The organism is Allobosea sp. 05T433, assembly GCF_056396065.1.
Map to the genome: position 1 here is coordinate 1 of NZ_JBFTKS010000012.1, position 18,023 is coordinate 18,023.

Sequence of the window (18,023 nt, forward strand, 5' to 3'; positions counted from 1 at the left end):
CCGGCTGCTCTCTTTCGACCCTTGGAGCTCGGCTCGAACACGCGCCGTCGTGCGGGCGCTGCCATGAAGAACGCTTCCCATAATGCATCCTCCTCCTGACGACTCAGGATCGATGATGCACCATCAGATTTCGGGACTACACATCTAGGACTGTACCGCGCTGCTGCATCGCCCGGCCGGCATGGTCGAGCAATGCGTTGGCCGGCCCCGCGAGGCTGAGATTGACCACGGGTACGGAACGTTCCGCCAGACGGTCGAGGGCCGTTACGAGGTCGAGGCTGTCTGTGCTGGCGCCACCCGCGCGCCGATGGAAGGCGTCGACCGCGATCACCCGCGCCCCGGCCGGGCCCGGTCCGTTCCGGGTCAGCAGGATCGCGATATCGGTGCCGTGCGTGTCGCGAGCTGGCCGGTAGTACGGGGCTCGCACCACCTCGGTGACAATGCCGCTGTGCGACAGGAACGGGTGCTCGGCATCGACTGCGGTGTCGACCATGCCGATCGTGCCATGGGCGCGACAGGTGCCCTCGATCCGTGCTTCCGGCGTCGTCAAGGAGAAGCAGCGTGCCTCGGAACAGGGGGCGGCCAGACTGCGATAGAGATGGTTGAGATCGACCAGCGCTGAAGGCGCGAGCGAGCGCACCCGCTGCAGCGCACGCGCGGTTGAGAGGCCACGCGGAACGCGCAGCCGGGCCGACAGACCGGGCAGCAAGGCGAGTTGCCGCTGTGCCATGATCCGAAAGCCGTCGCGGCGAAGCTTGTCGAAATCGGCTTCGACGAGCCCGCTGGCGACAAGCTCGCGCGGAGACGCTTGTGGCGTGGGCGGCCCCGCCCGCCGTGGACGCTGCGGGGCACGGCTTTCAATGCCGAAGAGCCTGAGCAGGTTGAAGGGGCCGGTCCCGGTGCCGCGATAGCGCGCGGGGTCGACGCCGTCACCGCCTCCGCCGCCGCCTGCGTTGCCACCGCCTGCGCCGCCGCCGGCTCCACCGCCGCCACCGTCCCCACCATCGTCATCGGCAAATGCCGCAGGCGCCTGCCATGGCGCGTTGCCCGGGCCGGGCAGCGGCGACAGAGCCAGCACGAGGCCGAGCGCGAGCGCCCTGGCCTGGGGGCCACGCAGGTCGCTCACGCGGCGTGCCCTTCATGCTGCAGCCTGATGCCGACGCCGATCATCCGGATCGCGTCTTCGGCCGCACGGCGCAGCAGCTTCTCGGTTTCGGCGATGGCCTCTTCCAGCGTGCAGGGACGCTTCAAGATGCTCGCGAAGGCATCGATCCCATGCTCGAAATTGATGCGGACACGGCCGCGGCCGATGGTTCCGGCGAGCGCGATGACCGGGATGCCCCGCTTCTTGGCCCGGCGCGCAACCTCGGCGGGAATCTTGCCGAATGGTGTCTGCGCGTCGAGGCAGCCTTCGGCCGTAATGACCAGGTCGGCCTGACCCAGCAAGTCATCAAAAGCCAGATATTGCATGACGATGTTGTACCGCGGATGCAGCCTCGCGCCTAGGAGCGCCTGGAGACCGGCGCCCAGCCCGCCAGAGGCACCACAACCGGGCGCTGTGCTCGTATCGTCGCCCGTCGCAGCCTGGAGTTGAGCCGCATAGACATGCAGCGCCTGCTCGAGCGCGACCACCTGCTCCGGCGTTGCGCCCTTCTGGGGAGCAAAGACCCGGGCGACTCCGTTGCGGCCGAGCAGGACATTGTGCCAGTTGACCGCAGCATCGATCCGGGTGGTCGCAAGGCGGGGATCCCGGCCGCTCAGGTCGATCTGGGCGAGAGTGGCAAGTGCGCCGCCGCCCCGGCCGATGCGCCGGCCTGAAGCGTCGAGCAGCCTGATGCCGAGGGCATCTGCCATTCCGGCGCCGCCGTCATTGATGCCGCTGTCGCCGCAGCCGACCAGAATGCGCTCGGCGCCGGCGTCGAGTGCGGCACGGATCAGTTCACCGACACCGTAGCCAGCATCGGATTGCGCCGATCACGAGGAACAAGTGCGAGCCCGGCGGCGGCGGCCATCTCGACGACAGCCGTCCTTGGTCCGGACCGCCCGAGGAAGCCGAAGAAGGCCTCGACCGGCTCGCCGACCGGCCCCGTCACGGTGAGGCGATGGAGACGGCCTCCGGTCGCGGCGACGAGCGCCTTGGTGAAACCTTCTCCTCCATCGACGAGGGGGGCAAGCAGGGTGTCAGCGTCGGGCATGCCAGTCTTCACGCCTAGCGCGATGGCCGCTGCGACAGCGCTCGCATCCAGGCTTTCCTTGAAACCTGAGGGGGCGATCAGGATCTTGAGGGTCATGTTGGGCTCCTCGAACGCAGGGAGGCTCGTGCCTCCCTGTGCCAAACGAAGCCTGTGCGCGCTTATTCCATGCCGGCTCAATAATTTCTGCGGCCACCCGCGAAGGGCCGGTCAACGCAGCAGCGGCAGGCCCATCAGCGGCCAGATGTAGGTCGCGAAGCCCATGAGCAGGGCGAAGATCAGGGGTAGCAATACCGCCGATAGCAGTACGAGGTCGCGCGGCTGATAGGTCGGCCGGTCGAGCCCGGCAAAGAGTGCAACCGGCTTGGCGCTGACCGGCAAGGTCTGGCAGAAGCCGGTTCCCATCACGATGACGAAAGCCAGCGCGCGGAGATCGTAACCCTGCGCCGCGAACGGCAAGGCGAGCATCGGAATCAGCACCGCGGCGCGGGCCGAGCGTGAGGTGATGACCAGGTGCGAGAGCAGCGCGATGGCACAGATCACCCCGACCAGCAGCCATGGCGTTGTCAGCGCTTCACGGGGCAGAAGGCCGAGCAGGCCCTTGACGATCGCGCCCGCCGCTCCGGTTTCGATCAGCGCGCCACCCATCAGTGTCGTCGCCGCGAGGAACAGGATGAGCTGCCATTCCGTCGCTTTCACGGCCTGTTTCATCGAGACTGGAGCGAGCGGTTGCAGAGTGACCGCGACAGCGCCGAGCAATGTCACGATCGCGATGTCGATGCCGTGCCAGCTCTGCGTGCTCCAGCCGATCATCACTGTGACAGCGACCGCGAGCACATGGATTTGTGGTCGGGTCAAAGGCGTTCGCTCAGGCGAGCGTCGCTCCAGAGAGCGGCTGCGCTCAGCGCGAGACAGGAACAGCGTGAGAATGGCGATCGTGGCGGCGAGGCTGCACAGCACCGCGAAGGGCAGGCCGAGGACGATCCAGTCGAGATAGTCCAGCCCCGGGCGGCCTGCCCTTGTCATCATCTCGACCGCGATCAGATGCGCGCCGGCTCCGATCAGCGATCCGCCCGCCGATAGCAGGATGACGGAGGGAAACAGCAGCGCCAATGCCCGGTTGATACGGCGGTCATCGATCGCCTCGGCCAGCGCCAGATAGACCGGCAACAGCAATGCGGCGCGTCCGGAGGTCGAGGGGACGAGGAAGGCGGTGGCAATGATGACGAAGGTCACGGAGAAGAAGAGCGAGGATACGCGCGAGAAGGGCTGCAGCGCCGACAGGGCCAGGCGTTCGGCGAGGCCGGAAGCGCGCAGTGCGGCCGCGATCACGAAGGAACCGATCAACAGCCAGATCAACTCGCTGCCAAGTGCGAGATAGAGCTGTTCGGTCGGCACCGTGCGGGTTGCGACCAGGGCCGCTGCGGCCGCAAGGGCGATCAGCGTGTCGTCGATCGCCGTCATCGTCCAGCCGATGGTGGCGAGGGAGAAGACGATCAGCACGATCCTGGCATCCGGTGCCAGTGGGGCCCCGAACCAGATCGACGATGCCGCAGCCGACGCGAGGGCTATGGCGGCGAAACGGATGAATGTGCCGGGCGCGCCGGGCGGCGCCAGAGGCGCACCGGCATGTCGGGACGGCTGCACCGGCGCGATCACGACGGGAGGAGGGGGGAGGACGCTGCTCATGTCGAGAGAAACGAGCGAGAACGCGTCTTATTCCCTCGGCTCGGCGCAGCAGTTGCTCAGTCCGCCCGGCGTGGCGGAGTTGACCCTGCATAGACAAGGCCGGCGTCAGTTTCCCGACGCCGGCCCTGTCCTGGCGAAATATCAGGCTCAGGCAACCAGCTTAAGTTCGGCCTGGGCGGCGTTGATCGCCTGCTCGCGTGCCTCGGGACCGAAAGCGAGCTTCTCGACGCGAATGAACGTGACATCGGTGATGCCCATGAACCCGAACAGGGTGCGCAGATGCGGCTCCTGCGAGTCCATGATCTGGGCGGGGCCGCTGCTGTAGAGACCGCCGCGGCTCTCGACCACGATCGCACGCTTGCCGGTCATCAGGCCTTCCGGGCCAGACTCGGTGTAGCGGAAGGTCACGCCGGCGCGCAGCACATAGTCGAACCAGGCCTTCAGCGTCGACGAGATGCCGAAATTGTACATCGGCGCGCCGACCACGATGATATCGGCCGCCTTCAGTTCCTCTACGAGCGCATCGGACAGCGTGCGGGCTTCTACCTGAGCCGGATTGGCCGGCTCGCCGCCGCGAATGGCGGTCGCGGAATCGAGGGTCAGATGCGGAACCGGGGCCAGGCCGATGTCACGTTCGACGACCTTCAGGCCAGGGTTCTGGGCGGTGAGTCGGGTGACGGTATCCTGGACGAGCTGCTTCGAAACGGAAGCCGAGCCGAGGGCGCTGCTGTTGAGAACGAGAAGGTTGGACATGGTTGCGATCCTGAAACGGAGGGAATGGCCTCGATGCAGTGCAACATAGCGGTTCACTTCACGCACCAGAACGCCCATAGTGGGAACCATACTGTTGCTCTCAGGGGAACACTCTCATGTCGGAGCTCGATGACATCCGCAGCTTCATCGCCGTGGTCGAGACCGGTGGCTTCGGGCGCGCGAGCAAGGTGCTGGGTCTGTCGAAGTCTATCGTCAGCCGTCGCATCGCTCGACTCGAGGCCGATCTCGGTACCCGGCTGCTCAGCCGCACGACCCGCGGCATCAGCCCCACGGAGGCCGGGATCGAGTTCAAGGCGCGCGGCGAACGCATCCTTGCGGATCTCGCGGAGGCGCGTGAATCGGTGGCGCAGCAGACCGGTGGCGTTGCCGGGAGGCTGCGCCTGTCGATGCCGCTGACCTTCGGCGTGCGCCATGTCGCGCCGGTCCTCGCCGAGCTGGCGCATCGTCACCCCAAGCTGGAGCTCGATGTCGAGGCCAGCGACCGCTATGTCGATCTGATCGGCGAACGTTTCGATGCGGCGATCCGGATCGGCACGCTCAAGGATTCCAGCCTGGTCGCGCGGCGCATCGCGCCGGTCTACGGAGCCGTGGTCGCAAGCCCGGGCTATCTCGATCGCAGGGGCCGCCCGATCTCGCCGCTCGACCTGACCGAGCACGACTGCCTCATCTATACCGGTACAGCGACGACAGACTGGACCTTTCGGATGAGCAAGCGCTGGGTTTCGGTCAGGCCGACCGGCCGGATGCGCTCGGACAGTGGCGAAACCCTGGCGGAATGGGCGGAGGCGGGGCTCGGGCTCGCCGTGCTGCCGACCTTCATGCTCACGGACGCGATCAGCAGAGGCGCGCTCGAGCATTTGTTGCTGGACTATCCGATGAAGGAGCAGGGGCTCTTTGTCGTGCGCCCGCCAGGCGCCTATGTTCCCGGCAAAGTGCGCGTTCTGATCGATCTCCTGGTCGAGCATTTCGGAGGCGAGCCGAGCTGGGATCGCTGCCAGATGGCGGCGAAGGCGCGCGGATTGTCCTTCGGCGCGGAGCCGGTTTCCGATGATGCCGTCGCGTCGGAGGCCGGGCTGCCTGCACATCAATTGGCGTGATCTTCGGCATCACATGATTTGGCGTTGCATTCCCTGAACGAGCGGCCAGTCTGCACGCGCTCACAAACGGAGATTGCGATGCTGCTCGTTGGAATGCTGGACAGTCCCTATGTGCGGCGCGCCGCCATTACCGGAACCTTGCTCGAGGTCGAATTCGAGCATCGCTCGGTCTCCGTGTTCCGCCACATGGATGCGTTCCGGGCGATCAATCCATTGATCAAGGCACCCTCGCTGGTTTGCGAGGATGGCACGGTAATCAGCGAGTCGCTGCTGATCATCCAGCATTTCGAGGATGTCGCCGGCCGTTCCCTGCGACCGATCGAAGACACTGCCCGGGTCCGCGATCTCAGCCTGACCGGCATTGGCATCGTCGCGGCGGACAAGGCCGTCTCGGTGGAATATGAGCGCAAGCGTCCCGAAGCCCAGCGCTATGCACCCTGGCAGGAGCGCATCGTGACGCAGTTGCACACTGCGCTCGATCTGCTGGATCAGGCGGCCCAGCGCGGTGAACTGGGCTCGGGGCCGGAGCTCGAGCCTGCCGATATCGCAGCTGCCATCGCCTGGGGGTTCTGCCGCTTCGTGATCCCGGACTATGTCGAGGAGAGCCGCTGGCCGGCTCTTGCTGCTCAGGCGCGCGCCTGCGAGGAGCTGGCCGTGTTCAAGGCCTGGCCAATCGACCGGGAGTGAGCCCCCGGTTCAGCCTGCTCAGTTCTGGACGAAGTTCGTCGGCAGTGGTTTCACCGCAGGGCCGCTGAAGCTGCCGGTCTTGGCGTCGCTCGGATCGGCATGGCTGAAGCCGAGCGAGGCGGCCGGACCGGGGCCCTGGACCCAGCCGGGTGGCGGGGCCGAGGCGGCCTTGGCGCGTGCGGTCGCAACCGTCACCTTGCGACCTTCGGGCGCGGGACGGCTAACGGCGGCGAAGAGCGAGTCCAGGTTCGAACGGTCGGCGTCATATTGCGCAACGATCGGCGTGGGTGCAGGGCTGCCACCGTTGTTCCGCTCGGTCCGGGCAATCACGGTGCTGCCGAGTTGCGGCCGGCTCGGCGGCATCGGATGAGTGATCGTGACCAGCCTGCCTTCCTGCTGGACGGCCGGCACCGGGTCGGCATCGCTGCCGCGCAACGAGGCCGTGGCCAGGTTCGCAAAGGCGACCGGACGCGAAGGCGGCAGCGGGGCGGCCATCGGCTTGCCGGCGACGACCGTCTCGACCAGTGCCGTCATTTCGCCGGGACGGCGCGGCGGCAGCGAGGCCAAGATCAATTTCTGCTCCTCGCCGGGGCGGCCGCCGGGCGCAAGCTGAGGTGCGAAGGCAAGTGCTCCGCCTTGCTGCGGCAGTGCAGCAACCTGGACAACGCCCTGCTGCCCAGCCGGCGGAGTGAGGCCGCCAGGGCGTGCGATGGGAAGCGGCGCGTCGATCAGCTTCGGCCTGACCTCTTCGGGAGCGGGCGCTGGTGCGAGCGCCGCGACCTGAACCGGCGGCTCGGCCGGGACGGGGGCCTGACGGATGGGGCGGGTCACGCGCGGAGCCGGCTCCGGAGCCGGGACCGCGACGAGCGATGCGCCGAAGCGCGTGCCGCCATCCTCCGAGCTGCTGTCGGCGTAATTCTGGCGGGCATAGGCCATGACGACCGGCTGCGGCTTCGGCGCGGGGGCGCGCCCGCGCTGTGGCCGTGCATCCGCCTCCTCGTCATCGCCGCCGAAGAGGGCGGCCCACAGGCTCTTGCGACCGGATGAAATCACCGCGCCTTCATCGAGATCGGCGGCGGCATAACCAGCCACGGCACCGCCGCGCGCCAGGACATCGGCTTTGGCCAGCTCGTATCCGGCAAGCGGCTGGCCATCGGCCGGCAGATGCACGGTCTTCTCGTCCGGGAAGAGGCGCACCAGCTGGTCGCGCGTCATGCGCGGCCAGGAGCGGACCGAACCGGCATCGAGATGGACGAATGGCGTATGCGCGCCCGGATAGAAGCCGACGCCGCCGCGTTGCAGCCGCATGCCGGCTTCGCGAATCCTGGCTGTCGGGGTATCCGGCAGGTAGAAGTCCATCGCCTTGCCAAGCGTGTGCTGGCTGTGCTTGGCGACGCCGCGCGAGCGTCGGCGCAGCATCGAATTGGTACCGGGCGAGCGATAGGCTGAGACGACGTGGAAGGGCTGCTCGGAGCCGACGGTGCGCTGAACCTCCCAGGCGACGTCGAACAGGCGCGGGTCCATCTTGATCGGTTCGTCGATGCGCCAGTCGCGCAGGGCCCAGTTCAGCTTCTCCAGGCCTTCGGCGACATAACGTCCGTCACGCTTGAAGGTTACGGTGATCTCTTCCTTGGTGTGCATGTGCCGGATGGAGATCGTGCGCGTGTCGCCATTGGCGACGGCGTTCTGCGTGCCGCGGATGCCGCAGACGAGGGCCGCGAATGCAATGGCCATCGTCAGTCCGCCACGGAAACCCGGCGTAACGCGCAGCAGAAGCCGTCTCGGCATGGTGGCTGAGGATCTGCTCAAGCTACTCGACCCGTCTCGATGCGCCGGCAAGGAGCTCGGCAAACGTCAACGAACAGTTGCGGAGATGCGTTAACAGCAGGTTAACAAGCAGGTAACCTGTACGCTACGATTCTTTCCACCGAAGCTGGCTAGCTGTGGATCGTGGCGAAAAGGTGCTCGATCCCACATTTCGCCACGATCTCAGCCCCGCTGCTCCAGAGCCTGCCTCACCATGCGGTGGAAGCCGTAGATATCGTCGAAGGTCACCAGCTTGCCGTCCGGCTGGACGACATGAGTGTTGTAGACAAGGTGGATCTGCAGCGGCTGCGGCAGCCGGATGGTGCGCTCACCGGAGCCGATCAGACGCTTCAGACGCTCTGTCGTCCATTCCGGGCCGAGCACCTGGTCGGCAAGCAGGAAAGGATTGTCGACGCGCACGCAGCCATGGCTGTAGGCCCGGCGTTCCGTCGCGAAGAGCCGGCGGTTCGGCGTGTCATGCAGGTAGACGGCATGGTCGTTCGGGAACATGAACTTGATCCAGCCGAGCGCGTTGCGCTCGCCCGGCGGCTGGCGCACCGAGATGTTGTTGCCGCGGCGGGTCACGACATAGCCGCGCTTGGCGGCATAGTCCGGATCGGCGGCGAGGCCGGGCAGGAATTCCTTCTTCAGGATCGATGGCGGCACAAACCAGGATGGGTTGACCACGACATGGTCCATCCGGTGCGAGAAAATCGGCGTCGCCGATTCAGGTTTGCCGACGATGGTGCGGGCGTGGTGCACCACCTTGCCGTCGCGGATTACCCGCATCTGGAATTCCGGCACATTGACCATGATATGGGTCTGGCCGAGATCGGCGGGCAGCCAGCGCCAGCGCTCCATCTGCGCGACGATGTCCTGCTGGGCGCGGTTGGTCGCCGGCGTGCCGAGCGCCGCAATCGTCTGGGCGCTGAGGATGCCGTTGGCGCGCAGGCCAGCCTGTTTCTGGAACTCGGCGACTGCAGTGGCGGTCGAGCGATCGAACACAGCCTCATCGGACGGGCCGAGGCCGAGCCGGGCGCGGATCAGGTGTACGCGCTCGTCACGCATGCCGAGCTTGAGCGGAGGGCCGGCGGGAATGCGCACCATGGGCGTATCGTCCTGGTGGTGGCGCAGCTCGGCGAGCTTGGCCTTCAGGCGGCGATAGCCCTCATGCGGCGGGTTGTAGGCCGCCAGCACCTTGCCCGGATCTGGAACGGCCGCGATCTCGGAGAGAACCTCGGTGGCGGAGGGCAGATACAGTGTCGGCGTGAGCAGCTTGGAAAGCCGGCGCGGGTCGACGCGGGCGCCGCGCGCGTCGCGGGCATAGAGCACGGCGAGCGCGGAAAGCCGGACATCGGCCTCGGCGAGGCTGCCCTTGTCGCTGGCCTCGAAAACGGGCAGCGGATAGTCGGTCGGTCGCAGGCCATCCTCGCCGGCGCGGCTTAGCTGCGCCACGAGCAGCTTGGCCGCCGCGCTCCAGCCCTTGCCGTCGATCCAGAAGGGACGGTTCTCGAAAGCCTGATAGGCGGCGAGGATCTCGCTGCGCTCGCGTTCCGCGAGGCGCGGCAATGCCAGCGCTTCCGGCGCGCGCTCGGTGATTTCGGCGGCGAGCGCCGGTCCGGCGGGAAGCTCGACCACGACCTTGGGCAGGTCCGGCGGCGCAATCACGGGTTCGGCGGAGCGCAGAGGCGCAGGCCTGGCGGCGGGGACAAGCGCTGGGTCGGAAGGCGGCAGATCGATGGCCGGGATGTCGAGCACCACAGGCTCGTCGAGGTCGACGCCGGGCGTCGTGGCAGGCGTCGGGGGCACCTCGAGCGGAGCAAGCCCGCCCTGTGGCTGGGCCGAGGGGGCAACCGTGCCGGTCACCATCTCCGGCTCGGCGTTCGCGGCCTTGGGGGCGGTCTCGATCGTGACGACAACCTCCGGCAAGACCGGCGGCGTCAGGCTCTCGGGCGGCTTGTCGCCATTCAGTATCAGCAGTGCCGGCTGCTCGGGCAGGGGGATGCCGAGTTGAGGCTCAAGGGTAGCCTGCGCAAGCGCATATCCGGTACCAAGGGCCAAGGCCAGGACCGATGCAGAAGCAAAGCTCGCCCAGTGGCGACGACGCATGGTCCAATTCCCTATAGCTCTGCCCGATATCCGCGATACCTGCGTGACTCGGCCTGTTTCGACAAGATGCGGGGGTGCAACAGCGGGCATCTTTCAGCTCTACAACGCCTATGCCGCATCCGAGTTCGCAGAGGCGTCATCGCCCTCGATCAGCCCGTAATCCTTGAGTTTGCGATAGAGCGTCGAGCGACCGATGCCGAGTTTGCGCGAGACCTCGGACATGTGTCCGCGATAATGCGCCAGGGCGAATTTGATGATCTCGCGCTCGAGCTCTTCGAGCCTGCGGATGTCGGAGCCGGCGACCAAATCGAGCGCATTGGGATCGCGCACCGGCACCTGAATGATGCGCGGCGCCTCGTCGCGCGGCTCGGGGCGAGCGGTTGCGGTCGGCGCGGCCGGGATACGGACTTCAAAGCCTTCCATCTGCGCCGCGATCTGGGGGAATTCGGCGACGGTCAGCTCATCGCCATCCGCGAGCACGACCGCCCGGAACATCGCATTCTCGAGCTGGCGGACATTGCCCGGCCAGTCATAGCCGTTGATCAGGTTGAGAGCCTCGGGCGAGATCGCTCGCAGCTTCTTGCCCTCTTCGGCAGCGAACCGGACGAGGAAGCCGCGGGCCAGATCGGCGATGTCCTCCCAGCGCTGCCGCAGTGGCGGCAGCGTGATCGGGAAGACATTCAGGCGATAGTAGAGATCCTCGCGGAATTCGCCGCGCTTCACCTGATCGAGCAGGCTTTTGTTGGTGGCTGAAATGATCCGGATGTCGACGCGCACCGATTTCTTGCCGCCGACAGGGTCGACCTCGCCCTCCTGGATCGCGCGCAGGAGCTTGACCTGGGCATCGAGCGGCAATTCACCGACTTCGTCGAGGAAGAGCGTGCCGCCATTGGCTTCGACGAACTTGCCGATATGGCGTTCGGTGGCGCCGGTGAACGCGCCCTTCTCATGGCCGAACAGGATGGATTCAACGAGATTATGCGGGATTGCGCCGCAGTTCACCGTGACGAAGGGCTTGCCCTTGCGGTCGCTGGAGCCCTGGATGGCGCGCGCCAGCACCTCCTTGCCGACGCCGGATTCGCCCTCGATCAGGATCGGGATGTTCGATTTCGCGGCGCGTTCGGCCAGTCCGATGACACGGCCCATGTCCGGGCTCTTGGTGGCGAGGTCGCGGAAGCCGAGCTGCCCGGAGGCGCGGCGCTTGAGATAGCGCAGTTCATGTTCGAGCGCGCCGAGCTTCAGCGCGTTCTTGATCGATATCTGCAGCCGCTCGGCGCCGACCGGCTTGACCACGAAGTCGACGGCGCCGGCGCGCATCGCCGAGACCACGGTTTCGATCGAGCCGTTCGCGGTCTGCACGATCACCGGCGTGTCGATGCCGCGCTCACGCAGCCGGGAGAGCACGCCCATGCCATCGAGATTGGGCATGACCAGGTCGAGGACCACAGCGTCGAAGGCTCCGGTCTCGCCATTGCCAAGCAGGGCAAGCGCCTCGTCGCCGCTCTCAGTCACGACGACGTCGTAGCCGAAGCGCTTCAGCATGGCGTCGAGCAGTCGGCGCTGAACGGGATCGTCATCAACGACGAGAACGGTGGTTGTCATGTCACCTCGATGCCGGTCGCTGCAGAATCAGTGTTCCGTTTCGGGGCACTGTCATCCAGAACGGTTAAGCCGCTCTTAAGCGCCGGCGTCGGGCGGCGGCGTCGGGCGGCGGCGTTGATCGCGCGGCCTTGTCCGCGCATATGGGTAAGGATGGTTTCGCCAGCGAGGTGCCTTTGACATGACGATTGCTTTCGACGGGACGATCTCCGCCAACGTCGCAAAAAGCGCGGCGAGCAGCGCCGCCAAGACCGCGAAGGCGCTGGGCAAGCTGCCGGAATGGGATCTCAGCCATCTCTATGCGTCGATGGATTCGCCCGAGTTCACCGCCGATCTCGACCGCGCGCTGACCGACTCGCAGCGCTTCGCCGCACTCTATCGCGGCAAGCTGGCGGAGCTCGCCGCCCGTGACGACGCGAGCGCGACACTCGCTGAAGCCGTGCGTGCCTACGAGCGGCTGGAAGACCTGCTCGGCAAGATCATGTCCTATGCCGGCCTCATCTACTCCGGCGACACCACCGATCCGAAGCGCGCCAAATTCTATGGCGACACCCAGGACCGGATGACGACCGCCTCGACCGAATTGCTGTTCTTCGGGCTCGAACTCAACCGCCTCGACGAGGCGCTGCTGGCCAAGATCGCGGCCGAGTCGCCGCTGAGCCATTGGCAACCCTGGATCGAGGATCTCGCCAAGGACAAGCCGCACCAGCTCGAAGACCGGATCGAGGAACTGTTCCACGAGAAGTCGGTGACTGGGCGTGGTGCCTGGAACCGGCTCTTCGACGAGACCGTCGCCTCGCTGCGCTTCACGGTGAATGGCGAGGAGCTGACGCTCGAGCTCACCCTGAACAAGCTGCAGGATGCCGACGGCGCGGTGCGGAAGGCTGCGGCCGAAGCGCTGGGCACGGTGCTGCGCGGCAATCTGCGCACGTTCTCGCTGATCACCAACACCCTCGCCAAGGACAAGGAAATCTCCGACCGCTGGCGCAAATTCGAGGATGTCGCCGATTCGCGGCACCTGGCGAATCGGGTCGAGCGCGAGGTCGTCGATGCTCTCGTTGCGGCCGTGCGCGAGGCCTATCCGCGCCTGTCGCACCGCTACTACAAGCTGAAGGCCCGCTGGTTTGGCCGCGAGGCCCTCGATTACTGGGACCGCAACGCGCCGTTGCCCAAGGTCGAGCAGCGCACGATTCCCTGGACCGAGGCGCGCGACACCGTTCTCGACGCCTATGGCGCCTTTTCGCCCGAGATGGCCGGCATTGCCCGGCGCTTCTTTGACGAGGGCTGGATTGATGCGCCCGCCCGGCCGGGCAAGGCGCCCGGCGCCTTCGCGCACCCGACCGTGCCGTCGGTCCACCCCTATGTCCTGCTGAACTACCAGGGCAAGCCGCGCGACGTGATGACACTCGCCCATGAGCTCGGGCATGGCGTGCATCAGGTTCTGGCGGCGCCGAACGGGGCGCTGATGGCGCCGACACCGCTGACCCTGGCAGAGACGGCGAGCGTCTTCGGGGAGATGCTCACGTTCCGCAAGCTGCTCGACGGAACCACCGATCCGAAGCAGCGCAAGGCGATGCTGGCGGCCAAGGTCGAGGACATGATCAATACGGTCGTGCGCCAGATCGCGTTCTACTCCTTCGAGCGCAAGGTGCATGAAGCGCGCAAGGCAGGCGAGCTGACGGCGGACCAGCTTTGCGAACTCTGGATGAGCGTGCAGGCGGAAAGTCTCGGGCCGGCGATCACGCTTGGACCGGGCTATGAGCCGTTCTGGGCCTATATCCCGCATTTCATTCATTCGCCCTTCTACGTCTATGCCTATGCCTTCGGGGATTGCCTGGTGAACTCGCTTTACGGCGTCTATCAGAACTCGGCCGGGGGCTTTCAGGAGCGCTATTTCGCCTTGCTCTCGGCCGGTGGAACCAAGCACCATTCCGAGCTGCTGAAGCCGTTTGGTCTCGATGCGCGCGATCCCGCTTTCTGGCAGATCGGCCTCACCATGATCGAGGGGCTGATCATCGAGCTGGAAGGAATGGCGTGAGGCCGCAATAGCGCTGGAGCGCGGGCATGGCTGAGGGTCCCCTGGTTTTCGATCGTGATCTCGTCCGCCGCCGCCAGGCACGGGCGGTGGCGGGAGGCTATCCCGATTTCCTGCTGGCCCGCGCCAGCGAGGATCTCGACGAGAGGCTCGCTGCGGTGCTGCGCCGCTTCACCTTGGCGGCCGATCTCGGCACGCCGCTGCCGGTTGCAGCACCCGTGCTGCGTGCCAAGGCCGAGGCGCTCTGGCGAATGGCGGAGACCGAGGGGGCGAGGGGCGATGTCGTCGGCGATCTCGAGCGCCTACCGCTCGCAGCGGCTTCGATCGACCTTGCCGCCTCGCTGCTCGCCCTGCACGGCGTCAACGACCTGCCGGGCGCGCTGATTCAGATCAGGCGGGCTCTCAGGCCCGATGGCCTCTTCATCGGCTGMCTGCTGGGCGGTCGCACGCTTCAGGAATTGCGCGAAGTCCTGCTTGCCGCAGAAGCCGAGACGACCGGCGGCGTGAGCCCGCGTGTCGCGCCCTTCGCCGATCTGCGTGACATGGGCAGCCTGCTGCAGCGCGCGGGATTCGCACTTCCGGTGGTCGACAGCGAACTCGTCACGGTGCGCTATCGCGACCTGTTCGGCCTGCTGCGTGATCTACGCGCGATGGGCTGGGCCAATGCGCTGACTGACCGGCGCAAGGCGCCGCTCCGTCGCGACACGCTGATGCGTGCAGCTGCGCTCTATGCCGAGCGTTTTGCCGATCCCGACAGCCGGGTGCGCGCCACGTTCGAGATCGTCTGGCTTTCCGGCTGGGCGCCGCATGAGAGTCAGCAGAAGCCGCTCAGGCCGGGCTCGGCCAAGGCGAGGCTGGCGGATGCGCTCGGCGTGCCCGAGATCGGGACAGGCGAGAAGCCGGGGCAATGACAGGGAGCAGCAGCCGATGAGCGAACGCGCGGCGCGGCTTGGTCGCTCCCATTTCAGGCTGTTTCGCGCGATTCCGACGCGTTGGGCCGATAATGACGCCTATGGTCACGTCAACAACGTGGTCTATTACTCCTGGTTCGACACGGCGGTGAATGCCTGGCTGATCGAGCAGGGGCATCTCGATCTTGCCGGAAGCGAGATTGTCGGCCTCGTGGTCGAGACGGCCTGCACCTATTTCGAAAGCGTCGCCTTCCCCGAGACGATCGAGGCTGGAATTGCGGTCGAGAAACTGGGCCGCAGTTCGGTGACCTATCGGATCGGCATCTTCCGGCGCGGTGGCGAGCAGGCGGCGGCGCAGGGCCGCTTCACCCATGTCTATGTCGGGCGCGCCAGCCAGAAGCCGGCCCCGATCCCGGACGGATTGCGCGATGCGCTCCAGGCGCTCGCCGTATCGGACGCGCCGGGCTGATCTCAGTTCGGGACACCGGTTGGTGCTTTCGCGGGCGGAATAGGCGCGAATGCACGCCTGCATGGCATTGATCGGCGGGAATGCGTTGTCTCCGGCGGACAAGCAGGTTATGCCCCGCGCATCAGAGGCGGGCCGGGCGTCCGCGATCAGGGACCAGGCGAGCCGTGATTCCCAACGAGATCAAGATCACTCCGCAACTCGTGGCCGAGCACGGCCTCAAGCCGGACGAATATCAGCGTTTCCTCCACCTGATCGGTCGCGAACCGACGATCACGGAGCTCGGCATCGTCTCGGCGATGTGGAACGAGCATTGCTCCTATAAATCCTCGAAGATCCATCTGAAGACGCTGCCGACCAAGGCGCCCTGGGTGATCCAGGGCCCGGGCGAGAATGCCGGTGTCATCGATATCGGCGACGGACTTGCGGTGGTCTTCAAGATGGAGAGCCACAACCACCCTTCGTTCATCGAGCCCTATCAGGGCGCGACGACCGGTGTCGGGGGCATCCTGCGCGACGTCTTCACCATGGGCGCACGCCCGATCGCGGCCTTGAATGCGCTGCGCTTCGGCGATCCTTCGCATCCCAAGACCCGGCATCTTGTCTCGGGCGTCGTTGCCGGCATCGGCGGCTACGGCAATTCCTTCGGCGTCCCGACGGTCGGCGGCGCGGTCGGCTTCCACACGCGCTATGACGGCAACATCCTGGTCAACGCGATGGCGGTCGGCCTCGCCAAGACCGACGAGATTTTCTACGCCAAGGCGTCGGGTGTCGGTAAGGCGATCGTCTATCTCGGATCCAAGACCGGTCGCGACGGCATTCACGGCGCGACCATGGCGTCGGCCGCCTTCGGCGATGGCGGCGAGGAACGCCGCCCGACCGTGCAGGTCGGCGATCCCTTCGCCGAGAAGCTGCTGCTGGAAGCCTGCCTCGAGATCATGGCGGCAGGCCATGTCGACGCCATCCAGGACATGGGCGCAGCCGGACTGACCTGCTCGGCCGTCGAGATGGGCGCCAAGGGCGACCTCGGCGTCGAACTCGATCTCGACGCGGTGCCCTGCCGCGAAGACCAGATGAGCGCCTATGAGATGATGCTCTCGGAGAGCCAGGAGCGCATGCTCATGGTGATCAAGCCGGGTCATGAGGAGCCGGCCGAGGCGATCTTCAGGAAATGGGGTCTGGATTTCGCTGTGGTCGGCAAGACCACCGACACCTTGCGCTTCGTCGTGAAGCACCAGGGTGAGACCATGGCCGATCTGCCGATCAAGGAACTCGGCGACGAGGCTCCCGAATATGATCGGCCCTGGATCGAGACACCGAAGCTGGCGATCATCGAGGCGGCTGTGGTGAAGCCACCCATGTCGAACGCGGATGCCTTGCTGAAGCTCGTCGGCTCGCCGGATCTCTGCTCGAAGCGCTGGGTCTATGAGCAGTACGACACACTGATCCTCGGAAACTCGGTGGTCACGCCCGGCGGCGATGCCGGCATCGTTCGCATCGAAGAGGGGCCGAAGGGCCTTGCCATGACCGCCGACGTGACGCCCCGCTATTGCGAAGCTGACCCGTTCGAAGGCGGCAAGCAGGCGGTCGCCGAAGCCTGGCGCAACCTTACCGCCGTCGGTGCGACGCCGCTCGCCATCACCGACAACCTGAATTTCGGCAATCCCGAGCGCCCTGAGGTGATGGGCCAGCTCGTCGGCTGCATCAAGGGTATCGGCGAGGCCTGCAAGGTGCTCGACTTCCCGGTCGTCTCCGGCAACGTCTCGCTCTACAACGAGACCAATGGCGTCTCGATCCTGCCGACCCCGACGATCGGTGGCGTCGGAGTTCTGGCTGATGTGACGAAGCATGCGACTGTCGGCTTCAAGGCCGAAGGCGAGAGCATCATCCTGATCGGCGAGACCTCCGGCTGGCTCGGCCAGTCGGCCTATCTCGCGACCATCTGCGGCCGGGAAGAAGGCGCGCCGCCGCCGGTCGATCTCGCGATCGAGCGCCGCAATGGCGAATTCGTGCGCGCGCTGATCACGGCCGGCCGCGTCAGCGCCTGCCATGATCTGTCGGATGGCGGCCTCGCGGTTGCCCTGACCGAGATGGCGCTTGCCGGCGGCGTCGGCGCGACCGTGACGCAGCTCCCCGCGGGGCCGGTCCATGCCGTGCTGTTTGGTGAAGATCAGGCGCGGTATCTCGTCACCCTGCCGTCGAGCGCCGTCGAGGGGCTGCTGACCGAGGCCAGGGCGGCTGGCGTGCCTGCCGCTCTCATCGGCCGGACCGGCGGAAACGCCCTTGCGCTGCCGGGCGAGGCGCCGGTGGCGCTGACCGCGCTCGACAAGGCGCATGAGGACTGGTTCCCGACCTATATGTCGGCCAAGGGCGCGTAAGGAGACACGATCATGGCGATGGACGCGCACGATATCGAGGCGATGATCAAGGCGGCGCTGCCGGACGCGGTAATCGAGATCAAGGATCTCGCCGGGGATGGCGACCACTACGCGGCGACCGTGACCTCGGCTGCCTTCAAGGGCAAGAGCCGGGTTCAGCAGCACCAGATGGTCTATGCCGCGCTGCAAGGCCGCATGGGCGGCGTGCTGCATGCCCTTGCGCTGACGACGACGGTTCCCCAGAATTAGTAGAGATGACCAGCGGGCCTTGACCCCGCCT

13 protein-coding genes and 1 pseudogene are annotated in these 18,023 nt (G+C 66.4%); 7 read left to right on the forward strand and 7 right to left on the reverse strand.

Annotated elements, in window-relative coordinates; all coding sequences use genetic code 11:
• Positions 1-136: 136 nt before the first annotated feature.
• From AC1DGP_RS17645 to AC1DGP_RS17660, 4 genes and pseudogenes are all read right to left on the reverse strand, one after another.
• Complete coding sequence (locus AC1DGP_RS17645) at positions 137-1,126, reverse strand: S8/S53 family peptidase (protein ID WP_476775559.1); 990 nt, start codon at positions 1,124-1,126, stop codon at positions 137-139.
• Positions 1,123-2,291 (reverse strand): annotated as a pseudogene (locus tag AC1DGP_RS17650) (glycerate kinase family protein). Before AC1DGP_RS17650 ends, AC1DGP_RS17645 begins: the two are co-directional and overlap by 4 nt.
• A 111-nt stretch (positions 2,292-2,402) precedes the next feature.
• Complete coding sequence (locus AC1DGP_RS17655; RefSeq protein WP_476832354.1) at positions 2,403-3,881, reverse strand: SLC13 family permease; 1,479 nt, start codon at positions 3,879-3,881, stop codon at positions 2,403-2,405.
• 147 nt (positions 3,882-4,028) lie between these two features.
• Positions 4,029-4,634 (reverse strand): FMN-dependent NADH-azoreductase, encoded by a 606-nt coding sequence (locus tag AC1DGP_RS17660; RefSeq protein WP_441504361.1) that lies wholly within the window; start codon positions 4,632-4,634, stop codon positions 4,029-4,031.
• Positions 4,635-4,750: 116 nt separating this feature from the next.
• On the opposite strand from AC1DGP_RS17660, the gene AC1DGP_RS17665 reads away from it, so the two are divergent.
• Together AC1DGP_RS17665 and AC1DGP_RS17670 are read left to right on the forward strand one after the other, a co-directional pair.
• Positions 4,751-5,752: a LysR family transcriptional regulator gene (locus AC1DGP_RS17665; protein WP_441487938.1), complete on the forward strand. Its 1,002-nt coding sequence runs from the start codon at positions 4,751-4,753 to the stop codon at positions 5,750-5,752.
• A 78-nt stretch (positions 5,753-5,830) separates the two neighbouring features.
• A complete protein-coding gene (locus tag AC1DGP_RS17670; RefSeq protein WP_441487939.1) occupies positions 5,831-6,439 on the forward strand; it encodes a glutathione S-transferase family protein in 609 nt (202 codons plus the stop codon).
• Positions 6,440-6,457: 18 nt separating this feature from the next.
• Here AC1DGP_RS17670 and AC1DGP_RS17675 read toward each other — a convergent pair whose 3' ends face one another.
• From AC1DGP_RS17675 to AC1DGP_RS17685, 3 genes are all read right to left on the reverse strand, one after another.
• On the reverse strand, positions 6,458-8,227 hold the full coding sequence (locus tag AC1DGP_RS17675) for a peptidoglycan L,D-endopeptidase MepK (protein WP_441504362.1): 1,770 nt from the start codon (positions 8,225-8,227) through the stop codon (positions 6,458-6,460).
• A gap of 201 nt (positions 8,228-8,428) precedes the next feature.
• Positions 8,429-10,354 carry a L,D-transpeptidase family protein gene (locus AC1DGP_RS17680; protein WP_476775562.1) on the reverse strand — a complete coding sequence of 642 codons (1,926 nt, stop codon included), beginning with the start codon at positions 10,352-10,354 and terminating at the stop codon, positions 8,429-8,431.
• A 108-nt stretch (positions 10,355-10,462) separates the two neighbouring features.
• Positions 10,463-11,956: a sigma-54-dependent transcriptional regulator gene (locus tag AC1DGP_RS17685; protein ID WP_441504364.1), complete on the reverse strand. Its 1,494-nt coding sequence runs from the start codon at positions 11,954-11,956 to the stop codon at positions 10,463-10,465.
• A 178-nt stretch (positions 11,957-12,134) separates the two neighbouring features.
• On the opposite strand from AC1DGP_RS17685, the gene AC1DGP_RS17690 reads away from it, so the two are divergent.
• From AC1DGP_RS17690 to AC1DGP_RS17710, 5 genes are all read left to right on the forward strand, one after another.
• Positions 12,135-13,991 carry a M3 family oligoendopeptidase gene (locus AC1DGP_RS17690; RefSeq protein WP_476832355.1) on the forward strand — a complete coding sequence of 619 codons (1,857 nt, stop codon included), beginning with the start codon at positions 12,135-12,137 and terminating at the stop codon, positions 13,989-13,991.
• A 26-nt stretch (positions 13,992-14,017) separates the two neighbouring features.
• Positions 14,018-14,899 (forward strand): methyltransferase domain-containing protein, encoded by an 882-nt coding sequence (locus AC1DGP_RS17695; RefSeq protein ID WP_476832356.1) that lies wholly within the window; start codon positions 14,018-14,020, stop codon positions 14,897-14,899.
• 16 nt (positions 14,900-14,915) lie between these two features.
• Positions 14,916-15,368 (forward strand): acyl-CoA thioesterase, encoded by a 453-nt coding sequence (locus AC1DGP_RS17700; protein WP_441487945.1) that lies wholly within the window; start codon positions 14,916-14,918, stop codon positions 15,366-15,368.
• Positions 15,369-15,535: 167 nt separating this feature from the next.
• Entirely contained in the window at positions 15,536-17,743 is a 2,208-nt protein-coding gene (purL, locus tag AC1DGP_RS17705) for a phosphoribosylformylglycinamidine synthase subunit PurL (protein WP_476832391.1), read from the forward strand.
• A 12-nt stretch (positions 17,744-17,755) separates the two neighbouring features.
• A complete protein-coding gene (locus AC1DGP_RS17710; protein ID WP_113518613.1) occupies positions 17,756-17,992 on the forward strand; it encodes a BolA family protein in 237 nt (78 codons plus the stop codon).
• Positions 17,993-18,023 lie beyond the last annotated feature (31 nt).

What these genes read in the sequence shown, in the direction of transcription:
- AC1DGP_RS17655 (WP_476832354.1), bottom strand. Translation starts at nt 3,881, where the DNA reads ATGAGCAGCGTCCTCCCCCCTCCTCCCGTCGTGATCGCGCCGGTGCAG.
- AC1DGP_RS17660 (WP_441504361.1), bottom strand. Translation starts at nt 4,634, where the DNA reads ATGTCCAACCTTCTCGTTCTCAACAGCAGCGCCCTCGGCTCGGCTTCC.
- AC1DGP_RS17665 (WP_441487938.1), top strand. Translation starts at nt 4,751, where the DNA reads ATGTCGGAGCTCGATGACATCCGCAGCTTCATCGCCGTGGTCGAGACC.
- AC1DGP_RS17670 (WP_441487939.1), top strand. Translation starts at nt 5,831, where the DNA reads ATGCTGCTCGTTGGAATGCTGGACAGTCCCTATGTGCGGCGCGCCGCC.
- AC1DGP_RS17675 (WP_441504362.1), bottom strand. Translation starts at nt 8,227, where the DNA reads ATGCCGAGACGGCTTCTGCTGCGCGTTACGCCGGGTTTCCGTGGCGGA.
- AC1DGP_RS17680 (WP_476775562.1), bottom strand. Translation starts at nt 10,354, where the DNA reads ATGCGTCGTCGCCACTGGGCGAGCTTTGCTTCTGCATCGGTCCTGGCC.
- AC1DGP_RS17685 (WP_441504364.1), bottom strand. Translation starts at nt 11,956, where the DNA reads ATGACAACCACCGTTCTCGTCGTTGATGACGATCCCGTTCAGCGCCGA.
- AC1DGP_RS17690 (WP_476832355.1), top strand. Translation starts at nt 12,135, where the DNA reads ATGACGATTGCTTTCGACGGGACGATCTCCGCCAACGTCGCAAAAAGC.
- AC1DGP_RS17700 (WP_441487945.1), top strand. Translation starts at nt 14,916, where the DNA reads ATGAGCGAACGCGCGGCGCGGCTTGGTCGCTCCCATTTCAGGCTGTTT.
- AC1DGP_RS17710 (WP_113518613.1), top strand. Translation starts at nt 17,756, where the DNA reads ATGGCGATGGACGCGCACGATATCGAGGCGATGATCAAGGCGGCGCTG.